The 19,787-nt window shown below is 64.4% G+C and carries 17 protein-coding genes; 4 read left to right on the forward strand and 13 right to left on the reverse strand.

The window, feature by feature from the left end; translation table 11 throughout:
* Positions 1–2 precede the first annotated feature (2 nt).
* The 7 genes from ACE103_RS33630 to ACE103_RS33660 form a co-directional block, all read right to left on the reverse strand.
* Entirely contained in the window at positions 3–1,286 is a 1,284-nt protein-coding gene (locus ACE103_RS33630) for an acetyl-CoA C-acetyltransferase (protein ID WP_375776519.1), read from the reverse strand.
* Positions 1,286–3,553, reverse strand: coding sequence for an acyl-CoA dehydrogenase (locus ACE103_RS33635; protein ID WP_375776520.1), 2,268 nt, complete (start codon positions 3,551–3,553; stop codon positions 1,286–1,288). Before ACE103_RS33635 ends, ACE103_RS33630 begins: the two co-directional genes overlap by 1 nt.
* A gap of 216 nt (positions 3,554–3,769) precedes the next feature.
* Positions 3,770–5,014: an SMP-30/gluconolactonase/LRE family protein gene (locus ACE103_RS33640; protein WP_375776521.1), complete on the reverse strand. Its 1,245-nt coding sequence runs from the start codon at positions 5,012–5,014 to the stop codon at positions 3,770–3,772.
* A 358-nt stretch (positions 5,015–5,372) separates the two neighbouring features.
* Entirely contained in the window at positions 5,373–5,996 is a 624-nt protein-coding gene (locus ACE103_RS33645; RefSeq protein WP_375776522.1) for a flavin reductase family protein, read from the reverse strand.
* Positions 5,997–6,173: 177 nt separating this feature from the next.
* Complete coding sequence (locus ACE103_RS33650) at positions 6,174–6,782, reverse strand: TetR/AcrR family transcriptional regulator (RefSeq protein WP_223969475.1); 609 nt, start codon at positions 6,780–6,782, stop codon at positions 6,174–6,176.
* A gap of 21 nt (positions 6,783–6,803) precedes the next feature.
* Positions 6,804–9,941, reverse strand: coding sequence for an efflux RND transporter permease subunit (locus ACE103_RS33655; protein ID WP_375776523.1), 3,138 nt, complete (start codon positions 9,939–9,941; stop codon positions 6,804–6,806).
* A 57-nt stretch (positions 9,942–9,998) separates the two neighbouring features.
* Positions 9,999–11,105 carry an efflux RND transporter periplasmic adaptor subunit gene (locus ACE103_RS33660; RefSeq protein WP_375776524.1) on the reverse strand — a complete coding sequence of 369 codons (1,107 nt, stop codon included), beginning with the start codon at positions 11,103–11,105 and terminating at the stop codon, positions 9,999–10,001.
* Positions 11,106–11,288: 183 nt separating this feature from the next.
* Between ACE103_RS33660 and ACE103_RS33665 the strand changes: the two genes are divergently transcribed.
* Positions 11,289–11,570 (forward strand): hypothetical protein, encoded by a 282-nt coding sequence (locus ACE103_RS33665; protein ID WP_375776525.1) that lies wholly within the window; start codon positions 11,289–11,291, stop codon positions 11,568–11,570.
* A 122-nt stretch (positions 11,571–11,692) separates the two neighbouring features.
* Here ACE103_RS33665 and ACE103_RS33670 read toward each other — a convergent pair whose 3' ends face one another.
* From ACE103_RS33670 to ACE103_RS33680, 3 genes are all read right to left on the reverse strand, one after another.
* Entirely contained in the window at positions 11,693–13,015 is a 1,323-nt protein-coding gene (locus tag ACE103_RS33670) for an MFS transporter (protein WP_375776526.1), read from the reverse strand.
* 214 nt (positions 13,016–13,229) lie between these two features.
* The gene (locus ACE103_RS33675; RefSeq protein ID WP_375776527.1) at positions 13,230–14,393 is read right to left on the reverse strand and encodes a winged helix-turn-helix domain-containing protein; all 1,164 of its coding nucleotides are present in this window, start codon (positions 14,391–14,393) and stop codon (positions 13,230–13,232) included.
* A 100-nt stretch (positions 14,394–14,493) separates the two neighbouring features.
* Positions 14,494–14,736: a hypothetical protein gene (locus tag ACE103_RS33680; RefSeq protein WP_375776528.1), complete on the reverse strand. Its 243-nt coding sequence runs from the start codon at positions 14,734–14,736 to the stop codon at positions 14,494–14,496.
* 161 nt (positions 14,737–14,897) lie between these two features.
* Between ACE103_RS33680 and ACE103_RS33685 the strand changes: the two genes are divergently transcribed.
* Positions 14,898–15,530, forward strand: coding sequence for an OmpA family protein (locus ACE103_RS33685; RefSeq protein WP_375776529.1), 633 nt, complete (start codon positions 14,898–14,900; stop codon positions 15,528–15,530).
* Between the two features lie 62 nt (positions 15,531–15,592).
* On the opposite strand, the gene ACE103_RS33690 is transcribed toward ACE103_RS33685, so the two are convergent.
* Entirely contained in the window at positions 15,593–16,897 is a 1,305-nt protein-coding gene (locus ACE103_RS33690) for a phospholipid carrier-dependent glycosyltransferase (protein WP_375776530.1), read from the reverse strand.
* 237 nt (positions 16,898–17,134) lie between these two features.
* Between ACE103_RS33690 and ACE103_RS33695 the strand changes: the two genes are divergently transcribed.
* Complete coding sequence (locus ACE103_RS33695) at positions 17,135–17,842, forward strand: FecR domain-containing protein (RefSeq protein ID WP_375776531.1); 708 nt, start codon at positions 17,135–17,137, stop codon at positions 17,840–17,842.
* A 2-nt stretch (positions 17,843–17,844) separates the two neighbouring features.
* Complete coding sequence (locus ACE103_RS33700; protein ID WP_375776532.1) at positions 17,845–19,005, forward strand: hypothetical protein; 1,161 nt, start codon at positions 17,845–17,847, stop codon at positions 19,003–19,005.
* Positions 19,006–19,073: 68 nt separating this feature from the next.
* On the opposite strand, the gene ACE103_RS33705 is transcribed toward ACE103_RS33700, so the two are convergent.
* Both ACE103_RS33705 and ACE103_RS33710 read right to left on the reverse strand, forming a co-directional pair.
* Entirely contained in the window at positions 19,074–19,403 is a 330-nt protein-coding gene (locus ACE103_RS33705; protein WP_375776533.1) for a hypothetical protein, read from the reverse strand.
* Between the two features lie 66 nt (positions 19,404–19,469).
* Positions 19,470–19,781 carry a hypothetical protein gene (locus ACE103_RS33710; protein ID WP_375776534.1) on the reverse strand — a complete coding sequence of 104 codons (312 nt, stop codon included), beginning with the start codon at positions 19,779–19,781 and terminating at the stop codon, positions 19,470–19,472.
* Between the last annotated feature and the right edge of the window lie 6 nt (positions 19,782–19,787).

Raw genomic sequence — 19,787 nt, forward strand, 5'->3', positions numbered from 1 at the left:
GATCACACCGTCTCTATCAACATCGCACCGCCCTGCCCGCCACCGATGCATTCGGTGGCGACGCCGCGCCGGGTGCCGAGCCGCTTCATCGCATTGACCAGGTGCAGCACGATGCGGTTGCCGCTGGTGCCGACGGGATGGCCGAGGCTGATCGCGCCGCCGTCGACATTCAACTTCGCGCGGTCGATCTCGCCGGCCGCGCCATCAAGTCCCAAAATCTCGCGGCAGAATTTGTCGTCGTTCCAGGCTGCAAGGCAACCCAGCACTTGGGTCGCAAAGGCCTCGTTCAGCTCCCAGGTCTCGACGTCCTGCAATGTCATTTCGTTGCGCTTGAGCAGTGCGCTCGCCGACAGCACCGGACCAAGACCCATGATCGAGGGATCCAGCGCCGACCACTGGCTGTCGAGGATGACGGCCTTCGGCGTCAGCCCGTGCTTTGCGACCGCAGTCTCGGATGCCAGGATCACCCAGGAAGCGCCGTCGGTGATCTGCGAGGAATTGCCGGCGGTGACCTGACCCCACGGGCGCTCGAACACCGGCTTCAGCTTTGCCAGCGTCTCCGCTGTCGAGTCCGGGCGGACGCCGTCGTCATGGTCGTAGAACTGGCCGTCGCGGGAGAACGCGGTCTCGACCTCGCCCTTGAGGAAACCTTGTTTCTGCGCGTTAGCCAGCCGCTGATGGCTCTCGGCGGCGTACGCGTCGGATTGCGCACGGGTGATGCCGAAGAGATGGCCGACCTTCTCGGCGGTCTGCCCCATGTTCAGGTCAGTGATGGGATCGGTCAGCCCGCGCTCCAGCCCGATGATCGGCTTGAAGTAGCTCGGCTTCACCTTCAGCGCCGCGGCGATCTTGGCCCCTAAGCCCTTGGCGCCGGCAAAGCCCGCAAACCAGCGCACGCCGGAATTGGGCCAGACCAGTGGCGCGTGGCTCAGTGCCTCGGCCCCGCCGGCGAGGATCAAATCGGAGATGCCCTCGCGGATGTAACGGTAGCCGGTGTCGATCGACTGCATCCCGGAGCCGCAATTGATCTGCACCGTGAAGGCGACCATCTGCTCGCCCATGCCGAGCCGGAGTGCCGCGACCCGCGCCGGGTTCATCTCGTCGGCGATCACGTTGACGCAGCCGAGGATGACCTGGTCGAAAGCGGTGGGCGCGAAAGGCTGCCGCGCCAGCAGCGGCCGGCCGCATTGCACGGCGAGGTCGACCGGGGTGAACGGGCCGGGACCGGAACGCGCCTTCAGGAACGGCGTCCGGCTGCCGTCGACGATAAAGACTGGTCGCGCCATCAGCTCGCCGCCCTCTGCTCACCCAGCTCCTGGAAGAACTGATGCACGTCGGCGGTTTTCTTGTAAATCGGCGACAGCGCCTCCGGCGCAAAATCATCGACCTCGATCACCTTGGCCACGGCCTCGTGAGCGGCGGCGAGCTTCTCGCCGTCGGCCTCGGTGATGACGCCTTTCTTGACGGCCTCCTTCCAGTCATGCAGTCGCGCCGCGCGCATCTGCTTGGCCGCATCCTCGGCCTCCGTGACGAGACGGAAGGCCTTTTCCAGCCGGGCAATGCCGCCGTCATCCTCGACAAAGGCTAGGTCCGGCGTCAGGCGGTCGCGCGCGGCCGACGGCGACAGCACGAGCTGGGCGCAGAGATGCACGATGCGGTCCGACGGACCCGTGACGCGCGCGCCGAACGGCTGGATCAGGAATTTCAGCATCCACGCCACCGGGCGGTTCGGCAGATTGGCGAGGATCTCCGCAAAGCGGTTCTCGATGGTCTTGTAGCCGGACGCCATGCACCATTGGAGCGCGGGAAGATCCTCCTTCTGCCGGCCTTCATCCTGCCAGCGTTTCAGCGCGGCAGAGAGCAAATACAGCTCGGACAGGATGTCGCCGAACCGCGCCGAGAGCATTTCCTTCCGCTTCAGCGCTCCGCCGAGGGTGAGCAGCGCCAAGTCGGCGCACAACGCGAACGCCGACGAATAGCGCGAGAGCTGGCGATAGAACTCCGTTGCATCGCCGGCATCCGGCGCCGGTGCGAACAGGCCAAACGTCCAGCTGCGGCCGCAGGCGCGGAACATGGTCGCAAAGCTGTGGCCGACATGCTTCCAGAATGCGGTGTCGAACGCAGTCAGGCCCTTGTCACGATCGGTCTCGCTGAGCGCGTTCATCTCCTGCAACAGATAGGGATGCGCGCGGATCGCACCCTGCCCGAACACGATCAGATTGCGGGTCAGGATATTGGCGCCCTCGACCGTGATGCCGACCGGCACCGAACGGTAGAGGCCGCCGAGATAGTTCTGCGGCCCGTCGATCACCGCCTTGCCGCCATGGATGTCCATGGCGTCGTCGATTGCGATCCGCATCCGCTCGGTGGCGTGCAGCTTCATGATCCCGGAGATGACCGCGGGATGATGCCCCTCGTTCAATGCGGCGCAGGTCAGCCGCCGCGCGGCGTCGAGCAGGTAGGCGGTGCCGGCGATGCGCGCCAGCGGCTCCTCGATGCCCTCGAACTTGGAAATGGAAATGCCGAACTGTTCGCGGATACGGGCATAGGCGCCGGTGGTGCGCGCGGCATAGGCGGCGCCGGCGGCCGACAGCGACGGCAGCGAGATGCCGCGGCCGGCAGCGAGCGCCGTCATCAGCATCTTCCAGCCTTGCCCCAGGCGCTCCTGGCCGCCGATGATGTAGTCGAGCGGGATGAAGACGTCCTTGCCCCAGTTCGGGCCGTTCTGGAACACCTGCATCGCAGGCAGATGGCGATGGCCGATCGAGACGCCGGGCAGATGGGTAGGGATCAGCGCGACCGTGATGCCGAGCTCTTCCTCGCTGCCGACCAGGTGATCCGGATCATAGGCCTTGAAGGCGAGGCCGAGCAACGTCGCCACTGGCCCCAGCGTGATGTAGCGCTTGTGCCAATTGAGCTTGAGCCCGATCACCTCGCGGCCTTCGAAATTGCCCTTGCAGATGATGCCGCTGTCGATCATCGAGGCGGCGTCCGAGCCGGCCTCCGGGCTGGTCAGCCCGAAGCAGGGAATGTCCTGACCCGCGGCCAGTCGCGGCAGCCATCTGTCCTGCTGCTCTTTGGTGCCGAAGCGCATCAGGAGTTCGCCGGGTCCGAGCGAGTTCGGCACCATCACGGTGACGGCCGCGGTCAGCGAGCGCGAGGAAATCTTGCGCACCACTTCGGAATGCGCATAGGGCGAGAAGCCGAGGCCGCCGAATTCTTTCGGGATGATCATGCCGAAGAATTTCTTGGCCTTGATGAAGCTCCACACCTCAGGCGGCAGATCGCGCCATTCCCAATTGATCTTCCACTCGTCGAGCATCGCGCAGAGCTCGTCGACCGGGCCATGCAGGAAGGCGTTTTCCTCGTCGGTCAATTTGGCCGGCGCGAACGCCAGCAATTTCGACCAGTCAGGATTGCCGGTGAACAGATCGGCGTCCCACCAGACGTCGCCGGCTTCCAGCGCCTCGCGCTCGGTGTCCGACATGGTCGGCAGCACGCCACGCGCCCAGGAGAAGATCGGCTTGGAAAGGTAATCGCGGCGGAAGCTCATGGTGGGGCCCTCATGGATCGGCGCAGCGGTGGCATGATCCTAGCGGAAAGTGCCGGTCACAAGTGAACACTTCGCCCTGCAAATAAAGCGAAATTGACGCGGCCGAGCCGCCGTTTGTTAACGGCAGGCCACGCGTTCAGTTCCGAAAGCTGAGCTGCGACAATCAGGTAGCCGAGGGTGGCGCCGGCAGCTCGTGCCGGCGCCACCCTTCCACGGCTAGGCCGGCCCGGCGCCCTGGGTCGCGGTGTAGACCGCGTAGAGCGACTGGCTTGCGGCCATGAACAGGCGGTTGCGCTTGGGGCCGCCGAAGGTGATGTTGCCGCAGACCTCGGGCAGCCGGATGCGGCCGAGCAGCTTGCCTTCCGGCGACCACACCGTCACGCCGTTGTAGCCGACCGCGCGGCCGGCGTTGCTCGAGCACCAGACATTGCCGTTGACGTCGCAGCGGATGCCGTCCGGTCCGCACTTCACGCCGTCGATCGTGAAGTCGCTGAACCGCTTGCCGTTAGAGAGCTTGTTGTCGGCGCCGACATCGAACACGAAGACGTCACCCTTGCCGCCGGCGCCGGTGTCGCCCGGTCCCTTGCCGGTCGAGACGACGTAGAGCTTCTTGTAATCCGGCGAGAAGCAGATGCCGTTCGGATCCGGCACCTGGTCCTCGCTCACCACGAGATCGACGCGGCCCGAGGGATCGATGCGATAGCAATTGGTCGGCAGCTCGCGCTTGGCCGGTGCGAAGCCCGCGGGCTGCCCGATCCGCGGGTTGAGCTTGCCGGCCGCGTTGCTCGGGCCACCGGCCGCGTCAGGCTCGCCCTCGTAGAGCTGGCCGCCATAGGGCGGATCGGTGAACCAGTAGCTGCCGTCGGGATGCGCGGCGATGTCGTTCGGCGAGTTCAGCCGCTTGCCCTGATAGTTATCGGCGAGCACGGTCGCAGTGCCGTCATTCTCGTAGCGCGTCACCCGGCGGGTGAGATGTTCGCAGGAGAGCTGGCGGCCCTGGAAGTCGAACGAATTGCCGTTCGAATAGTTCGACGGCGTGCGGAACACGCTGACATGGCCGTCATCCTCCGACCAGCGCATCTGCCGGTTGTTCGGGATGTCGCTCCACAAGAGATAGCGGCCTTGCGAGCTCCAGGCCGGGCCTTCCGCCCACAGCAGACCGGTATGGAGGCGCTTGATCGAGGTGTTGGGCTGGGCAAGGTCGTTGAAGGACGGATCGACCGCGATGATGTCGGGGTCCCAGAAATAGGTGGTCGGCGCACCGCGCGGACTGAAATCGCGCGGCGGGCTGGTGATGGTTGTCGGCGGTCCGACCGGCGCGGGCGCGTTCTGGGCCAGCGCGCTGCTGACGCCGGCTGCGGCAGCGGCCGCCCCCACCGCCAATCCCTGGACCAGCGTTCGTCGTGAAACGTTCGGATCGCGCCGCTCTTCTGTTGGATTGCTCCGCGGTTGGCGTGTCATCGCATCCTCCCACTCTGTTGGCCGGCCGTTGATCCGGCCTGGCGCGCGGGAGGTTAGACTGCTCGCTCGGAGGTTGCGAGTGACGGTTTTTCATCACTGCCGGCGGAAATTTCACATTGTCGTGGTGTGGGCAGGCGTCGCGGCGTGTGGCACCCATTACCTCGCCCTGCCTGCGGGGAGAGGCATAGGCCGCCTTCGGCGGCCGTCCCAAAGAACGCCGAAGCTGAGCTTCGGCTATGACGCATCGACAGATGCGTTCCGGGTGAGGGGGTACAGGTCTCACGACGATCACAATTCATGGAAGCAGTCCCTCACCCCGCCCTCTCCCCGCCAGAGCGGGGCGAGGGAGAAGAAAGTGCTAATCCGGCCGGATCATCTCGAACATGTTTTCCGGCTTGATCTCGAAGTAGTCACCGCGGCGGCCGGCGCGGACGATCGGGTGGGCGAGACCGGTCTGATAGACGCCGTCCTTGATGAAGGCCTTGTCGATGTGAACGGCAACGACCTCGCCGAGCGTCAGCCAGGCCTCGGCCTTCTTGCCGTCGGCGCCTTGGAGCTGGATGATCTGGCTCACCTTGCATTCGAACGACACCGGGCTCTCGGCGACGCGCGGCACGTTGACGAGCTTGCCGGCGACCTGCGTCAGCCCTGCGAGCTTGAACTCGTCGACATCGCGCGCGACATGCGCCGCGGTCGCGTTCATGTGCTTGGCAAGATCCATCGTCGCCAGATTCCAGACGAACTCGCCGGTGTCCTCGATGTTGGCGACGCTGTCCTTCCAGTTGGTGGAGGAGAAGCCGATGATCGGCGGGGTGTAGCAGAAGGCATTGAAGAAGCTGTAGGGCGCGAGGTTGACGTTGCCGCCCTTGTCGCGCGAGGAGATCCAGCCGATCGGCCGCGGCGCCACGATGGCGTTGAACGGGTCGTGCTTCAGGCCGTGGCCGTTCTTCGGCTCGTAGAAATGCAGGTCTTTGGCGGTCACGCTGGCTTCTCTCTCGTTTTCAACGCTCGTCATTCCGGGATGCGCCGTTAGGCGCAGGCCCGGAATCCATACTCACGATGGTGGTTATGGATTCCGGGCTCGCGCTACGCGCGCCCCGGAATGACGAATGAGATAAATGACGGAAGAGTCAACTGACGAAAATGTCAGTGCCGGTGCTCAATTGGCGCGGGCGCGCGGCGACAGGCCGGCGATCACGAAATCGATCATTTGGTCGATGGTCGGGCCCGGCTTGGCGGCGCATTGGGCGATCATCTGCGGGTGGAAGAACCGCATCATCGCCGTGCAGGCGCACAGCGCGGCAAGCTCCAGGTCCTTGACCTCGAATTCGCCCGAGGCGGCGCCTTGCGCGATCACCTCGCCGATGGTCATGGCGATCAGCTCCATATGAGCAGTGCAGACCTCCCAGTCCTCCTGCATCGCGATCTCGACCATCTCGTGCAGCTTGGAATCGCCGACATAGCGCTCCGTGTTCATGCGGTTGATGGTCGTCATCATCTCGCGCAAGCGCGTCGCGGCCGGCCCCTCGGATCGCGCGATCCGCTGCGCCTCGATCTCGACCTCGCCCATCAGGCCGCGCGCCACGCCTTCGTGGATAGACTTCTTCGAATCGAAGAAGCGATACACGTTGGCGGGGCTCATCCGCAGCTCTTTGGCGATGTCGGCGACCGTGGTCTTCTGATAGCCGATCTGCCGGAACAAGCGCTCCGCCACCACGAGAATCCGCTCGCGGGTGTCGGTTTCGCTATGTTCCGAGATCAGTGTCATGTTGGCCTGCTCAATCTTCAATTATTCGGCCGCCTCAGCAAGTGGAAATGCGAGTTGTCCTTTTCCCGCATGCTGCGGCGCAGTATCGGTCTGCTCGGGGCCGCTCTCCTCGAGGGTCTTGCGGAACCAGAGGGCGTAAAGGCCCGGCAGATACAGCAAGGTCAGGAAAGTCGCAACAAACAAACCGCCCATGATGGTGATCGCCATCGGGCCCCAGAACGCCGAGCGCGACAGCGGGATCATGGCGAGGATCGCCGCAAGCGCGGTCAGCACCACCGGCCGGGCGCGCCGGACCGTGGCCTCGACGATCGCCTCGCGCCGGGTCAGGCCGGACGCCACATCGCTCTCGATCTGGTCGACCAGGATCACCGCATTGCGCATGATCATGCCGGCGAGCGCGATCAGGCCGAGCAGCGCCACGAAGCCGAACGGCTGGTTGGCGACGTTCAACCCGAGCGAGGCGCCGACGATGCCGAGCGGCGCGGTCAGGAACACCAGGGTCAGGCGCGAGAAGCTCTGCAGCTGGATCATCAAGAGCGTCAGCATCACCATCACCATCACCGGGAAGAGGATGAAGATCGACGCATTGCCCTTGGCGGATTCCTCGAACGCCCCGCCCGGCTCGATCCGGTAGGCCGGCTCGAGATGGGCCTGGATGTCCTTCAGCTTCGGCGCGATCTGGTTGGTGACGTCGGGCGCCTGCACGCCGTCGACCACGTCGGAGCGCACGGTGATCGCCATGTCGCGGTTGCGCCGCCACAGGATCGGCTCCTCATGCGCATACTCGATCTTGGCGATCTGCTGCAGCGGCACCGCCACGCCGTTGCGCGTGGTGATGGTGAGATCGCCGACGCGGCCGAGATCGAACCGCTCGGACGGCACCGCACGGGCCACCACGCCGACCTTCTCGATGCCGTCGCGGATCGTGGTGACCGGCGCGCCCGAGATCAGCATCGCCAGCGCCTGCGAGACATCCTGCGGGGTCAGGCCGAGCGCGCGCGCCCGATCCTGGTCGACGGCGAGTTTCAGGTAAGGCGACTGCTCGTTCCAGTCGAGCTGGACGTCCTTGACGTTCTCGTTCTGGCGCATCACCTCGCGCACCTGGTAGGCGATGTCGCGCACCTTGTTGGCGTCGGGCCCGATCACGCGGAACTGGACCGGGAAGCCGACCGGCGGACCGAAATTGAAGCGGTCGACCCGCACCCGCGCCTCGTTCAGCGCGCCGTCGGCGGCGGCCTGCTCGATCTTCGCCTTGACGCGCTCGCGCGCCTCGACGTTCTTCGCGAGGATGACGATCTCGGCAAAGGCCTCGTTCGGCAGCTGCGGGTTGAGGCCGAGCCAGAAGCGCGGCGAGCCCTGACCGACATAGGCGGTGTAGGTCTGGATGTCCTGGTCGTCCTTCAACAGCCCTTCGGCCTGCTTCACCGCCTTCTCGGTGACATTGAAGGCGGTACCTTCCGGCAGACGGAGCTGCAGGAACAGCTCGGGCCGCTCCGACAGCGGGAAGAACTGCTGCTGGACGTGGCCGAAGCCCACGATCGCGGCAATGAACACGCCGACGGTCGCCACCACCACCTTGATGCGGTGATCGACGCACCACTGCACAACGCGGCGCAGGCCGCGATACATCCGCGTCTCGTAGATCGCATGCGGATCGTGGTTCTGGTGCACCTTGATGTTGGGCAGCAGCTTGACGCCGATATAGGGCGTGAAGATCACCGCGACGAACCAGGAGGCGACCAGCGCGATCGCCACGATCCAGAAGATGCCGCCGGCATATTCGCCGACCGCCGAATTGGCAAAGCCGATGGGGAGGAAGCCAGCGGCTGTGACCAGCGTCCCCGTGAGCATCGGAAACGCGGTAGATTCCCAGGCAAAGGACGCCGCCTTCATGCGATCCCAGCCCTGTTCCATTTTCACCACCATCATCTCGACCGCGATGATGGCGTCGTCGACCAGGAGGCCGAGCGCAATGATCAGCGCGCCGAGCGTGATGCGGTGCAGGTCGAGCGACATCGCATTCATCACGATGAAGACGATGCCGAGCACCAGCGGCACCGAGAGCGCCACCACGATGCCGGTACGCCAGCCGAGCGCGACAAAGGAGACGAACAGCACGATCGCGAGCGCCTCGACGAAGGAGTGCACGAACTCACCGACGGCGTGCTCGACCACCTTGGGCTGGTCGGCGATCTGCTGGACATCAATCCCCTGCGGCACCGCCTTCAGGAACTCGGCGGTCGCCTGCTGGACCTCCTTGCCGAGCTCGAGGATGTTGGCGCCCTTGGCCGTGACGACGCCGATACCGAGCGCGGGCTTACCTTCCTGACGTACCCTGAAGCTCGGCGGATCGACATAGCCGTGGCTGACGGTTGCGATATCGCCGAGCCGGAACACGCGACCGTTGCTCTCGACCGGCGTCTCGGCAACCGCCTTGACGCCGTCAAGCGCGCCGGTGACGCGGAGCGGCACGCGCTGCGACGAGGTCTCGACGGTGCCGGCCGGCGTGACGTTGTTCTGCTTGGCGAGCGAATCGAACAGCGCCTGCGGCGTGATGCCGAGCGTCGCGAGCTTGGCATGCGAGAACTCGACGAAGATGCGCTCGTCCTGGGTGCCGTAAAGGTCGATCTTGGTGACCCCGGGCACCTTCAGCAGACGCTGGCGGAAGCCTTCCGCGACCTTCTTGAGCTGCGCGTAATCGGCACCGTCGCCGGTCATCATATAGAGGATCGAATCGACGTCGGAGAACTCGTCGTTGACGACGGGCCCGAGAATGCCGGAGGGCAGCTCGCCCTGCACGTCGACCAGCTTCTTGCGGATGAGATAGAAGAGATAGGGCACGTCCTTCGGCGAGGTCGAATCCTTGAAGGAGACCTGCATCGCGGTGAAGCCCGGCTTGGAATAGGTCTGCACCTTGTCGAAGAACGGCAGCTCCTGCAGTTTCTTCTCGATGGGATCTGCGACCTGCATCTGCATTTCCTGCGAGGTCGCGCCCGGCCACATCACCGAGACGTTCACCACCTTGACGGTGAAGAACGGATCCTCGGCGCGGCCGAGCTTCTGATAGGAGAAGAAGCCGGCGGCGCCGAGGATGATCATCAGGAACAGCACCAGCGTCGGATGGCTGACCGCCCAGGCCGAAAGGTTGAAGCGCTTCATCGAACTCTCCAAGTTCTAGACCAGGTCCCAGAACCGTTTCTGCTGATTTTGCGAGGGTTAGAACGACAGCGACGAGACGACCCGAACCTTCTGGCTCGGATCGAGTTTCTGCACGCCGAGGGCGACCACCTTGGCGCCATCGTCGACGCCGCCGGAGATGACGACGTTGTTGCTCTCATAGGCCTTCACCTTGACCGGCTTGAGCGCGACCTCGCCCTTGTCGTCGACGATGTAGAGCGAGGGATCGCCGCCCTGGCTGTACAGCGCCGACAGCGGCAGCTTCGCGACCCGCTCGGTCGCCTTGTCGGCCAGGGTCAGCGTTGCGGTCATGCCGAGCGAGACGGTCTCATCGGCATCCGGCAGCGAGAATTTTGCGAGATAGGTGCGGGTGGCGGGATCTGCCTGCGGCGCGACCTCGCGCAGCTTCGCGGCATAGGTCTTCTTGGCATCCGACCACAGCGTCACCGTGGCAACGCCCGACCTGGCACGAGCAAGAAGCGTCTCGGGGATCGCGACGACAGCTTCCTTCTCGCCAAGTCGGGCGACACGGATCGAGGCCTGGCCCGCGGCAACCACCTGGCCGGGCTCGATCATGGTCGCTGTGACGACACCCCTCGTGTCGGCCACCAGCGTTGCATAAGAGAGGGAATTCTTGGTCAGCTCGACGGAGCGCTCGGCGCGGTTCAGCCGCGCGCGTGCCTCGTCGCCGGCGGCCTTGGCGGAATCGAGCGCCGCGTCGGTGGTCCAGCCCTTGACCTTCAGGTCCTTGGCGCGCTGCTCGGCGGCCGCGGCCTGCGCCAACACGCCGGTGGCGGCGCGGAACTCCGCCTCCGCCTGCTCGGCCTGCAGCTTCAGGTCGACCTCGTCGAGGGTGGCCAAGGACTGGTCGACGTCGACTGTCTGTCCGACCTCGACCAGCCGCTTGGCCACCTTGCCGGCAACCCGAAAGCCCATATCGGCTTCGATACGGGGCTTGATGGTGCCGACAAAGCTGCGCTCAGGCGTTTCGGCCTCGTAATGGACGGTCGCCACCAGAACGGGGCGTCCCGGATCGGCGTTTTCGGCCGCCTTTTCATTGCAGCCGGTCAGCGCGAACACCGCGAAAGCCAGCGTTGCTCCGGTCAAGAGCCTGTAATAGCTCGACAAAACGGAACGAACGAACATCTGAAATCTCCATCAGGCTGACGACTGATGAAGAGTATCGATTTATCACTGATGAATGTCAATATTTGTCATCAGTAACCAATTCGTGAGAACAGGCAGAAATCGGTCTCCTTCGCCCCGATACCTCGACTTTGGCTCCGGCCTTTTACGGTCACGGAAGCTGCGGCATGCGAGGTTGCGGTCATGTCATGGATTTTGGCCCTTGGTTACGCCGGCTTCCTGATCTGGTCCGTCGGCCGGGCACGCGAACGCGCGGCTGAGCATGCCGCGACGGGAATGCTGCGCTCGCCGCTCTATTGGTCGGGTGCCGGGCTCATCGGCGTTCTGGTCGCGCTCACGCTCTCCGAGCATCATGCCCTGGCACAGGGCGGCATCCTGATGTGGACGTGGCTTGCGGCGCTCGGCGTCACGCTGATTGCGATCTTCTTCGTGCGCCGCGCGCTGAAGTGGCGATACCCGGTCTAAGCGGCAGCCAAGAAATGTAGGATGGGCAGAGCGCAGCGAAACCCATCGACTTCGATCCGCGCTGCGAGATGATGGGTTTCGCTTCGCTCTACCCATCCTACGCAGCCGTCACGACGCTCGCGCTACTTCGCGCTCGCGAACTCAGTCTTGGTTTCGTGGCTGCCGAGGAAGACCAGGAGGCCGGCCGCGAGCGGCAGCAGCGACAGCACCAGGAGGCCGGTCGACGTGCTGCCGGTTGTCTCCTTCACCCAGCCGATCAGATAGGGCCCGCCGAAGCCGGCAAGGTTGCCGATCGAGTTGATCAGCGCGATCGCACCGGCGGCGGCGGTGCCTGACAGCCAGGCGGTCGGCAGCGTCCAGAACACCGCGAAGGTGCAGAACACGCCGATCGCGGCCACCGTCAGCACCACCATGGTCATGGTCGGATCGGTGATGTAGCTGGAGACGGCGAGCGCCAGCGCCGTGAGCAAGAGCGGCGCGCCGACATGAAACACGCGCTCTCGCGTGGCGTCGGAACGGCGTGCCCACAGGATCATCGCGACGGTGCCGAACGCATAGGGGATCGCGGTGACGAAGCCGGTCTGCGCGTTGGTGAGACCGAACGCCTTGACGATCTGCGGCAGCCAGAACTGCATGCCGTAGAGCGAGGCGACGAAGCCGAAATAGATCGCGCTGAGCGCCAGCACCTTCGGCGAGGACAGCGCCTGGCCGAGCGTGAAGTGCTGCGCCGCCTGCTTGGCCGCGACCTCGGCATCGAGCTTCGCCTTCAGCCAGGCCCTCTGCTCGGCCGAGAGCCAATCGGCCTTCTCCGGCCGGTCGGTGAGATAGAACCAGGTGACGATGCCGAGCAGCACCGAGGGGATGCCCTCGATGACGAACAGCCACTGCCAGCCCTTCAGCCCCATCACGCCGTCGAGCCCGAGCAACAGGCCGGAGATCGGGGCGCCGATCACGGTCGAAATCGGCACCGCGAGCGCGAAGGCGGCGAGGAAGCGTGCGCGATACTCGGCCGGGTACCAGTAGGTGAGATAGAGGATGATGCCGGGGAAGAAGCCGGCCTCGGCGACACCGAGGAAGAAGCGCAACGCATAGAAGCTGTGCTCGTCATACACCGCCGCCATCAAGGCCGAGAGGATGCCCCAGCTCACCATGATGCGGGCGATCCACTTGCTGGCGCCGAACCGCTCCAGCGCCAGATTGCTCGGCACCTCGAAGATGAAATAGCCGATGAAGAAGATGCCGGCGCCGAACGAGAACACCACCGGCGAGAACTTCAGCTCCGCATTCATTTGCAGCGCGGCGAATGAGAGATTGACGCGGTCGAGGTAGGAGAAGAAGTAGGCCAGGATCAGGAACGGGATCAGCCGCCAGGAGATCGCGCGGATCGTGGACGTCTCGATCTCGCTGCGGGCGCCGCGATCAGCAGCGGTTGCGGTCTGGCTCATCTGTTTCCCCCAAAGCTATTGCTTGCCTTGAGGATTATTGGGTGGCCCGACCTTGAGCAATGGCAAAAACTCATAGCACACAGGCCAGATGGGAACCCGGGCGTTTTCCACGGCGTCATTGCGAGCGAAGCGAAGCAATCCATAGCGCCGCAAACGGGGAGATGGATTGCTTCGTCGCTTCGCTCCTCGCAATGACGAGCGGAGAGGACCGCTCTCAATCCGCGAGCTGAAAACGCTCGAAGCGGTCGAGCTCCTCGTCGATGCGGCGCTTCAGCTCCTTGCGCGCCGCCTGCTTCTTGCCGTTGCCGACCCAGCTCCATTTCTGCATCAGCAGCTTCCTGTTCTGCCGGTCGGTCTTCAGGTCGAGGGCGGCAACGATGTCGTCGCCGACCAAGACCGGCAGCGCGAAATAGCCGAACAGGCGCTTCTCCTTCGGCACGTAAGCCTCGAAGCGGTGGCCGTAGCCGAAGAACAGCTCGGTCCGCTTGCGCTGGATGATCAGCGGATCGAACGGCGAGAGGATGTGAACCAAGGCGGGATCACCCTCGCCGGTCGCTTCCAGCATCTCGGGCCGCGCCCAATGCTCCTGCTTGCCGGCGCCATCGAGCGCGATCCGGACCAGCTCCTTGCGGCGCACCCTCGCCTCGATCAGGCTGCGCACCGCCTTCTTGCTCGGCGCGTCCAGATGGCAGATCGAATCCAGGCTGACGATGCCCTGCGAGCGCAGCGCGCGGTCGAGCAGATAGGCGATCCGCACCGAGGCCGGTGCGGGCTTCGGCGGCTTGTCCCAGCCGAAATGCCTGCCCGTCAGCTCATAGGTCTTCAGCATGCCGGCGCGCTCGCTGATCGTGACCACGCCGCCGTAGAAGGCGAGTTGCAGCGCGCGCTTGGAGGGTTTGCGGCTCTGCCAGAGATGCTCCTTCTCGGTCAGCACGTCGTCTTCGATGTCGCGGATGGTCAGCGGACCGGCCCGCAGCAGCCGCAGCACCTTGCGCGTGTCCGACGGCGTCACCGACGAGAACCATTTATGACCCTCGCGCTTGTGCGCCTTCATCGCCGGCAGGAAGATGTTGATGTCCTTGGATGGCACGTAGGACAGCGCATGCGTCCAGTACTCGAACACGCTCTTGTCCTGGCTCTGCGCCTGCTTGAGGTCGGCGCGGCGATAGTCCGGAATCCGGGTGAACAGGATGTGGTGGTGGCAGCGCTCGATCACGTTGATGGTGTCGATCTGCACATAGCCGAGATGGTCGACGGCAGCCGCGACGGCTAATGCCCCCTCCCCGAACGGTGCCGTTGTATCGAGCCGTTGCGCGCGCAGCCAGATATGGCGGGCGGCGGCATTGTTCAGCGATAAGGGTTCGGCGGCGCGGGACATTGCCCGAGCAATGTAGTGAGATTCGCGCCGCTGTGGAGAGCCGCGCGAGGGAAATCAGCCCTGCATCATCATCGGCGCCTTGGGAAGCGCTTCGGACCGGCTACTGAGATCCAACGGCGCGCCGCAACCAGGCAACATCCGCCATCGCCGCCGCGAGCGCCGCGCCCTCCTCATGAAAGACCCGGGACGAATGACCACCAACCGGAAACCAGCCGCAGCCGTCCTCCACGTCCCGCCGATATTCCTCGAAGCCGATCGTCCCTTCCGGGCGAACGAAGATATCGACACAGCGCGAAGCACCTTCGTCATTGATCGAGCGGAGGACACGATTGACGTGGGCCAAGATGCTCTCCTCTCCGTCGCCGGCCCCTGCCTGGCAAGGCACGGGCCCCGGACACCCATCCGTGATCTAGATCACATTCCCGGCTTTGAACCAGTCCTAGGTTCCCAGCATCAAAACGACAACAGCCGGATTGGCTGGCCTGACATTTAAGGACGAAAGCCATGACCCGCTCCTTTTCCCTGTCTCTTTTGACGATCGGCGCTGCGCTGTCGATGACGGCGGGCGTCGCACTGGCCGGCAGCGAAACCGTTCCGGCCACCCAGATCCTCAATGCGCTGAAGCCGAAGTCGGCCACCCGCGGCCTCTCCGCCGGCACGCAGGTCGACCCGGCCGCCTCCGCCAAGGAGACGAGCTTCCTCAACACCGTTCGCAACCGGCAGACCCGCTCGCTGTCATTGGGCGAACGCCAGGAGATCGCTGACATCGCTGCCAACAAGCCGAAGATCGATCTGGAAATTCACTTCGACTACAACTCGGCTGAGATCGCCAAGGGTTCGACCCAGGCGGTGCAGGAGCTCGGCAAGGCGCTGTCGGATGCCAGCATGAAGGGCTCGACCTTCGTCGTCGCCGGCCACACTGACGCGATCGGCAGCGAGGCCTATAACCAGGATCTCTCTGAGCGCCGCGCCGACACCATCAAGAACTATCTGGTCGAGCATTACGGCCTGAACGGCTCCGATCTCGTGACCGTCGGCTACGGCAAAACCCGGCCGAAGGATCCGAGCGCGCCGATGGACCCGACCAACCGTCGCGTGCAGGTCGTCAACATGGATACCAAGACGGCGTCGCAGTAATCTCCCCAACTTCCGATCCGCTTGCCACGCCCGGCAGGCGGATCGCTTGTTTTCAGAGAGATTCAAATCCAGCTCTGGAACAGCATCAGCCGATTGAAGGTCGCCATCGAGGTCCCGATGGCGGCAACCGTGATCGGCAGCATCGCAATGAAGCCCGCGCAACCAACGGCCACGAAGGCCCACAACAGCCAGCGCGGCGCACCCCTGCGCGTCAAGGCGTAGACCAGCACGAGGCTCGCGGTGGTCGCGGCCGGCAGGTAGTAATAGTTGAAACCGAGCGTGCGCGGCAGCAGCGCCCAGGCGAGATACGGGCCGAGATAGAACGCAAGCACCAGAAACGCATCGCGGCTGCGGTTCACGATCCAGTCGCGCAGCGCGACGATCAGCGCGATCAACGCCGGCCACAGGATCAGCGGATTGCCGAGAAACACGATCGCGGCAAACCTGTCATCGCCGACCTTCTCGAACAGATACCAGACCGGGCGCACCAGGAACGGCCAGGACGGCCACGAGCTCATGTAGGTGTGGCCCGCGATCGCGGTCGTGGTGTTGTCGGCAAAGATGCGGCGCTGTGCCTCGACGAGGTCGGTGAGCGAGAACCCGTACAGCGGCACGAAGCTCGCGAGATAGACGGCCGCCGGGATCAGCACGAAACAGCCGATGAAGTGAAAGAGACGGAAGTCCGGCCACAGGTCCGGCCGGTACCAGTCCTCCGCATCGGCGTCGGCGAAGCGCGTGCGCCAGCCCTGCATCAGGCGGATCACCGCGACGATCGCGATGCAGGTCGCGAGCATGAACAACCCGCTCCACTTGCAGGCACAGGCAAGCCCTGCGAATACGCCCGTCAGCACGAAGGCAGACTGCGGCCGCTTCTGCCTGAAGCCGTGAATGAAGGCCGCGATCGCGAACAGGCAGAAGGCGAGCGCAAAAATATCCAGCATTGCGATCCGCGCCTGCACGAACAGCATCTGGTTGAAGAAGGCGAGCAGCACGGCCGCGATGGCGCGCTCCTGCGACGCGAACAGCGCGAGCCCGCCAAGATAGACGGCGACCAGCGCGAGCGCACCGAACAGCGCCGCGGGATAACGCCACCCGAGCGGCACGTCGCCGAACGCCTTGATCGACAGCGCGATGATCTCCTTGGCGAGCGGCGGATGCATCGGGTTGAGGATCGGGCCCTCGACCACCGGCAACAGCATCTGGCGCGCCGCCGGCACATAATGCACTTCATCGAAATAGAGCTTGTCCGGTGTGGTGATCCCGAGCAGCAGCACGACATGGGCGACGATGAAGATGATGGATGCGACGATCGCCGTGCGCGCGGCGGGACGCCGCAGAACAGAAGGAGATTTGGATGCGGTGATCAAAGGACGAGCACGCTGCGAGGGGAACCAGTGTGAGCGAAGTGTGAGCTACGACGGCCGCGAGTGTGATGTATGTGACGAGTGTGATCAAATCTCACGTTGATGTCCGCAACCGCGAGCATTTTCGAATCCATCGACTTTCACCATCCGGCGCAACTCAACACGGCTTGTGACAATTATACAATATCAGCTGCGTCCGCGATCCGGTACGATGAGAGGGTTAGGTCGATCGGTATTGCAATGAATTCGCGCCACAGCTTTTTCTCCTTACTTGCACTCGGTCTTGCGGTCACATTGACGGCTCATCCCGTTCAGGCGCAGACGCGCGTCGGCGAAGCGGCCATGGTGAAGAACGAGGTCGTCCGCGTTGCGGCCGCGACCAGCCCGATCAATGTCGGCGACGCGCTGCTGCGCGACGAGACGGTGCGCACCGGCCTCGAGAGTGCCGCGCGGCTGGTGATGGCCGACAGCACCAACCTGTCGCTCGGACCGAACGCCTCGCTCAAGCTCGATCGCACCGTGTTCGACGACGAGCATCACTATCGCGATGTTGCGATCCGCCTGACCTCGGGAGCGTTCCGCTTCGTCACCGGCCACTCGAACAAGGCCGCCTATACGATCACGACGCCGCTTGCGACCATCGGCGTTCGCGGCACGGTGCTCGACATCCTGTCGCAGCGCGGCAAGACCACCGTGGTGTTGCAGGAAGGCGCATCGACGGTGTGTACGTCAAACCGGCAATGCATCGATCTGACCCAGCCCGGCGACACTGCGATCATCACCTCGAGCGGCGGCCGCACCACGATCCAGAAGACCAACAATCCGCCGTGGACCTTCGCCGCGACCTGCACCCAGGCCGCGGGCCTCTGCACCGTCACCCAGTTCGCGGATGCCTCGCCGGTGATGCCGCCGGTCGACGACCCGACCGGCATGCTGTGCGGACGGTGAGCATGCTACGGCGCATCCATCATTTGATCCTGTCGGCGGCGCTGACATTGGCGCTGTCGCTCGCGATGCTGCAAGCGTGGGCTGCGCCGGCTCAGGCGCAGTCTCCGACGCCGAACTGCACGAATCCCGATTCGTTTTCAGCAACGTCGAACTGTACATCGACCCCCACGCCGACACCGACACCGACTGCCACACCATCGCCAACACCGACACCCACGCCTGTGCCCACGCCGACACCTACGCCCAGCCCGTCGCCGACACCGATCACCGGCGCGCCGTCGAGCCGCAGTTCGATCGACAACCTCGCTGACCAGCGCTTCAACCAGATGATCACCAACCGCGTGCTCGGATCGGTGCTGCTCGGCGTCAACGAGCAGGTCAATTGCGACGACTGCATCAGTGCCTTCGGCTCGGCGGGCTCGTTCTCGGCCGGCATCCATGGCCGCAAGACCATTACGCCGAATTTGTCGCTGCTCGCCGGCATCGCCTACACGCAGTATGGCGAGGGCGGCTACAACGTCACCAGCGCGCCGATCGGCGCCTTGGCGCTGCGCTATGACTTCGTCGACTGGGGCTCGTCACGTCCGTTCTTCGACATCGGCACCATCCTCTCGCCGTCGGAGAAGGTGCGCTACACCCGCAGCTACGCGACCAGCCTCGGCCCGGTGTCGGTCACCGGTCAGACCTCGAGCGAGAATTACGGCGTGTATGGACGCGCGGGCTGGATCAGCCGGCTGTCGGCGCGCGACGAGGTCGCGGCTTCGGTCGAAGTCTGGCAGCTCTGGCAGCGGGTCAAGGGCTACAGCGATCCCGCAATTGCCTTCAATCCGTTCGACGCCACCATCGCCGACGGCACCGATCGCACCAGCCTGGTCAAGATCGGCGGCCAGTGGACGCATCTGTTCGGATCGAACATCGAAACCAACATCAATGGCGGCTGGGTGCAATCCTTCGCCACGCATTCCGGCATCGTCGCCACCGTCACCGGCGACGGCACCATCGTGCCGACGATCGGCAACCAGGGCTGGTTCGAATATGGCGGCCGCGTCGGCTTCCGCATCACCAAGGGCTGGATCGCCGACATCTTCCTCAACGGCACCGCTGGGCCGCAGCCGGTCGGCAACACGCTACACGGCGGCGTCGGCTTGCGGATCAGCTATTAGGACGATGGAGCCGCTCGTCCGGACCCTCACCGTCGAGCGATCGGATCAGCGACGACGCTGATCTCCATTCAATCGTTGTCCCAATGGCCGTCCGAGTAGCCTTCCCTGTATCCGGATCGATAACCGTAATCATATCCGCCCGGATATTCGTCGCCGTATTCGTACACGTGACGATGGTAGTGGACGACGGGGGGCGGCGAATAATAGTCCCTCTCGTAGACATAGGCCGGAGCCGCACCGGCAGCCGTGGCGGAGCCCAACAGGGCGCCGACGGCCAGGCCGCCGACGATGCCGGCGGCGACCGCATCTCCCCGCCGGCCACCTGCCGTGGCTTCTGTCGACGCAAGAGATCCCACAGCGATCACCGCCATGGTCGCAAAAATAGCTACTCGTTTCATTGAAACATATCCTTGTTCGCGTTCAACAACCGCGGCCGCCCCTCGGCAGCGATCGACAGAGCCCCTCTAGAACGTCACGAGCTCCTTGAGCTCGCTCCTGACGAATCGCGGCACAACCCGTCGGGCCACGAAATCATTCCAATCCTTGAACTTTGACTTTGCCCTCGCCTCCGTAATCGCAGTGACGCCGCGCACGCTGAGGTGCGGAAGCTTCACCAGCTCGCTGACGGGAGCGGTGTTGAGGTTGATCTTGTCGGCGCGAGTGATCGACGGCCGTGCTGCGGGAGCCTGGTGAGTTGAACCGGTCGTCGATGGAGATGTCTGCGCGACCGCGGTGGCGCCGATGATGCCGCTGATGCAAACCAACCTGATAAGCATGGACCG

Source organism: Bradyrhizobium sp. ma5 (assembly GCF_042258955.1).
GTDB lineage: Bacteria > Pseudomonadota > Alphaproteobacteria > Rhizobiales > Xanthobacteraceae > Bradyrhizobium.

Bases quoted from the DNA above. Each gene is read 5' to 3' on its own strand.
- ACE103_RS33660 (WP_375776524.1), bottom strand. From the start codon at position 11,105: ATGTTCGTTCGTTCCGTTTTGTCGAGCTATTACAGGCTCTTGACCGGA.
- ACE103_RS33655 (WP_375776523.1), bottom strand. From the start codon at position 9,941: ATGAAGCGCTTCAACCTTTCGGCCTGGGCGGTCAGCCATCCGACGCTG.
- ACE103_RS33700 (WP_375776532.1), top strand. From the start codon at position 17,845: ATGCTACGGCGCATCCATCATTTGATCCTGTCGGCGGCGCTGACATTG.
- ACE103_RS33695 (WP_375776531.1), top strand. From the start codon at position 17,135: ATGAATTCGCGCCACAGCTTTTTCTCCTTACTTGCACTCGGTCTTGCG.
- ACE103_RS33670 (WP_375776526.1), bottom strand. From the start codon at position 13,015: ATGAGCCAGACCGCAACCGCTGCTGATCGCGGCGCCCGCAGCGAGATC.
- ACE103_RS33635 (WP_375776520.1), bottom strand. From the start codon at position 3,553: ATGAGCTTCCGCCGCGATTACCTTTCCAAGCCGATCTTCTCCTGGGCG.
- ACE103_RS33650 (WP_223969475.1), bottom strand. From the start codon at position 6,782: ATGACACTGATCTCGGAACATAGCGAAACCGACACCCGCGAGCGGATT.
- ACE103_RS33685 (WP_375776529.1), top strand. From the start codon at position 14,898: ATGACCCGCTCCTTTTCCCTGTCTCTTTTGACGATCGGCGCTGCGCTG.
- ACE103_RS33665 (WP_375776525.1), top strand. From the start codon at position 11,289: ATGTCATGGATTTTGGCCCTTGGTTACGCCGGCTTCCTGATCTGGTCC.
- ACE103_RS33640 (WP_375776521.1), bottom strand. From the start codon at position 5,014: ATGACACGCCAACCGCGGAGCAATCCAACAGAAGAGCGGCGCGATCCG.
- ACE103_RS33675 (WP_375776527.1), bottom strand. From the start codon at position 14,393: ATGTCCCGCGCCGCCGAACCCTTATCGCTGAACAATGCCGCCGCCCGC.
- ACE103_RS33630 (WP_375776519.1), bottom strand. From the start codon at position 1,286: ATGGCGCGACCAGTCTTTATCGTCGACGGCAGCCGGACGCCGTTCCTG.
- ACE103_RS33710 (WP_375776534.1), bottom strand. From the start codon at position 19,781: ATGCTTATCAGGTTGGTTTGCATCAGCGGCATCATCGGCGCCACCGCG.
- ACE103_RS33705 (WP_375776533.1), bottom strand. From the start codon at position 19,403: ATGAAACGAGTAGCTATTTTTGCGACCATGGCGGTGATCGCTGTGGGA.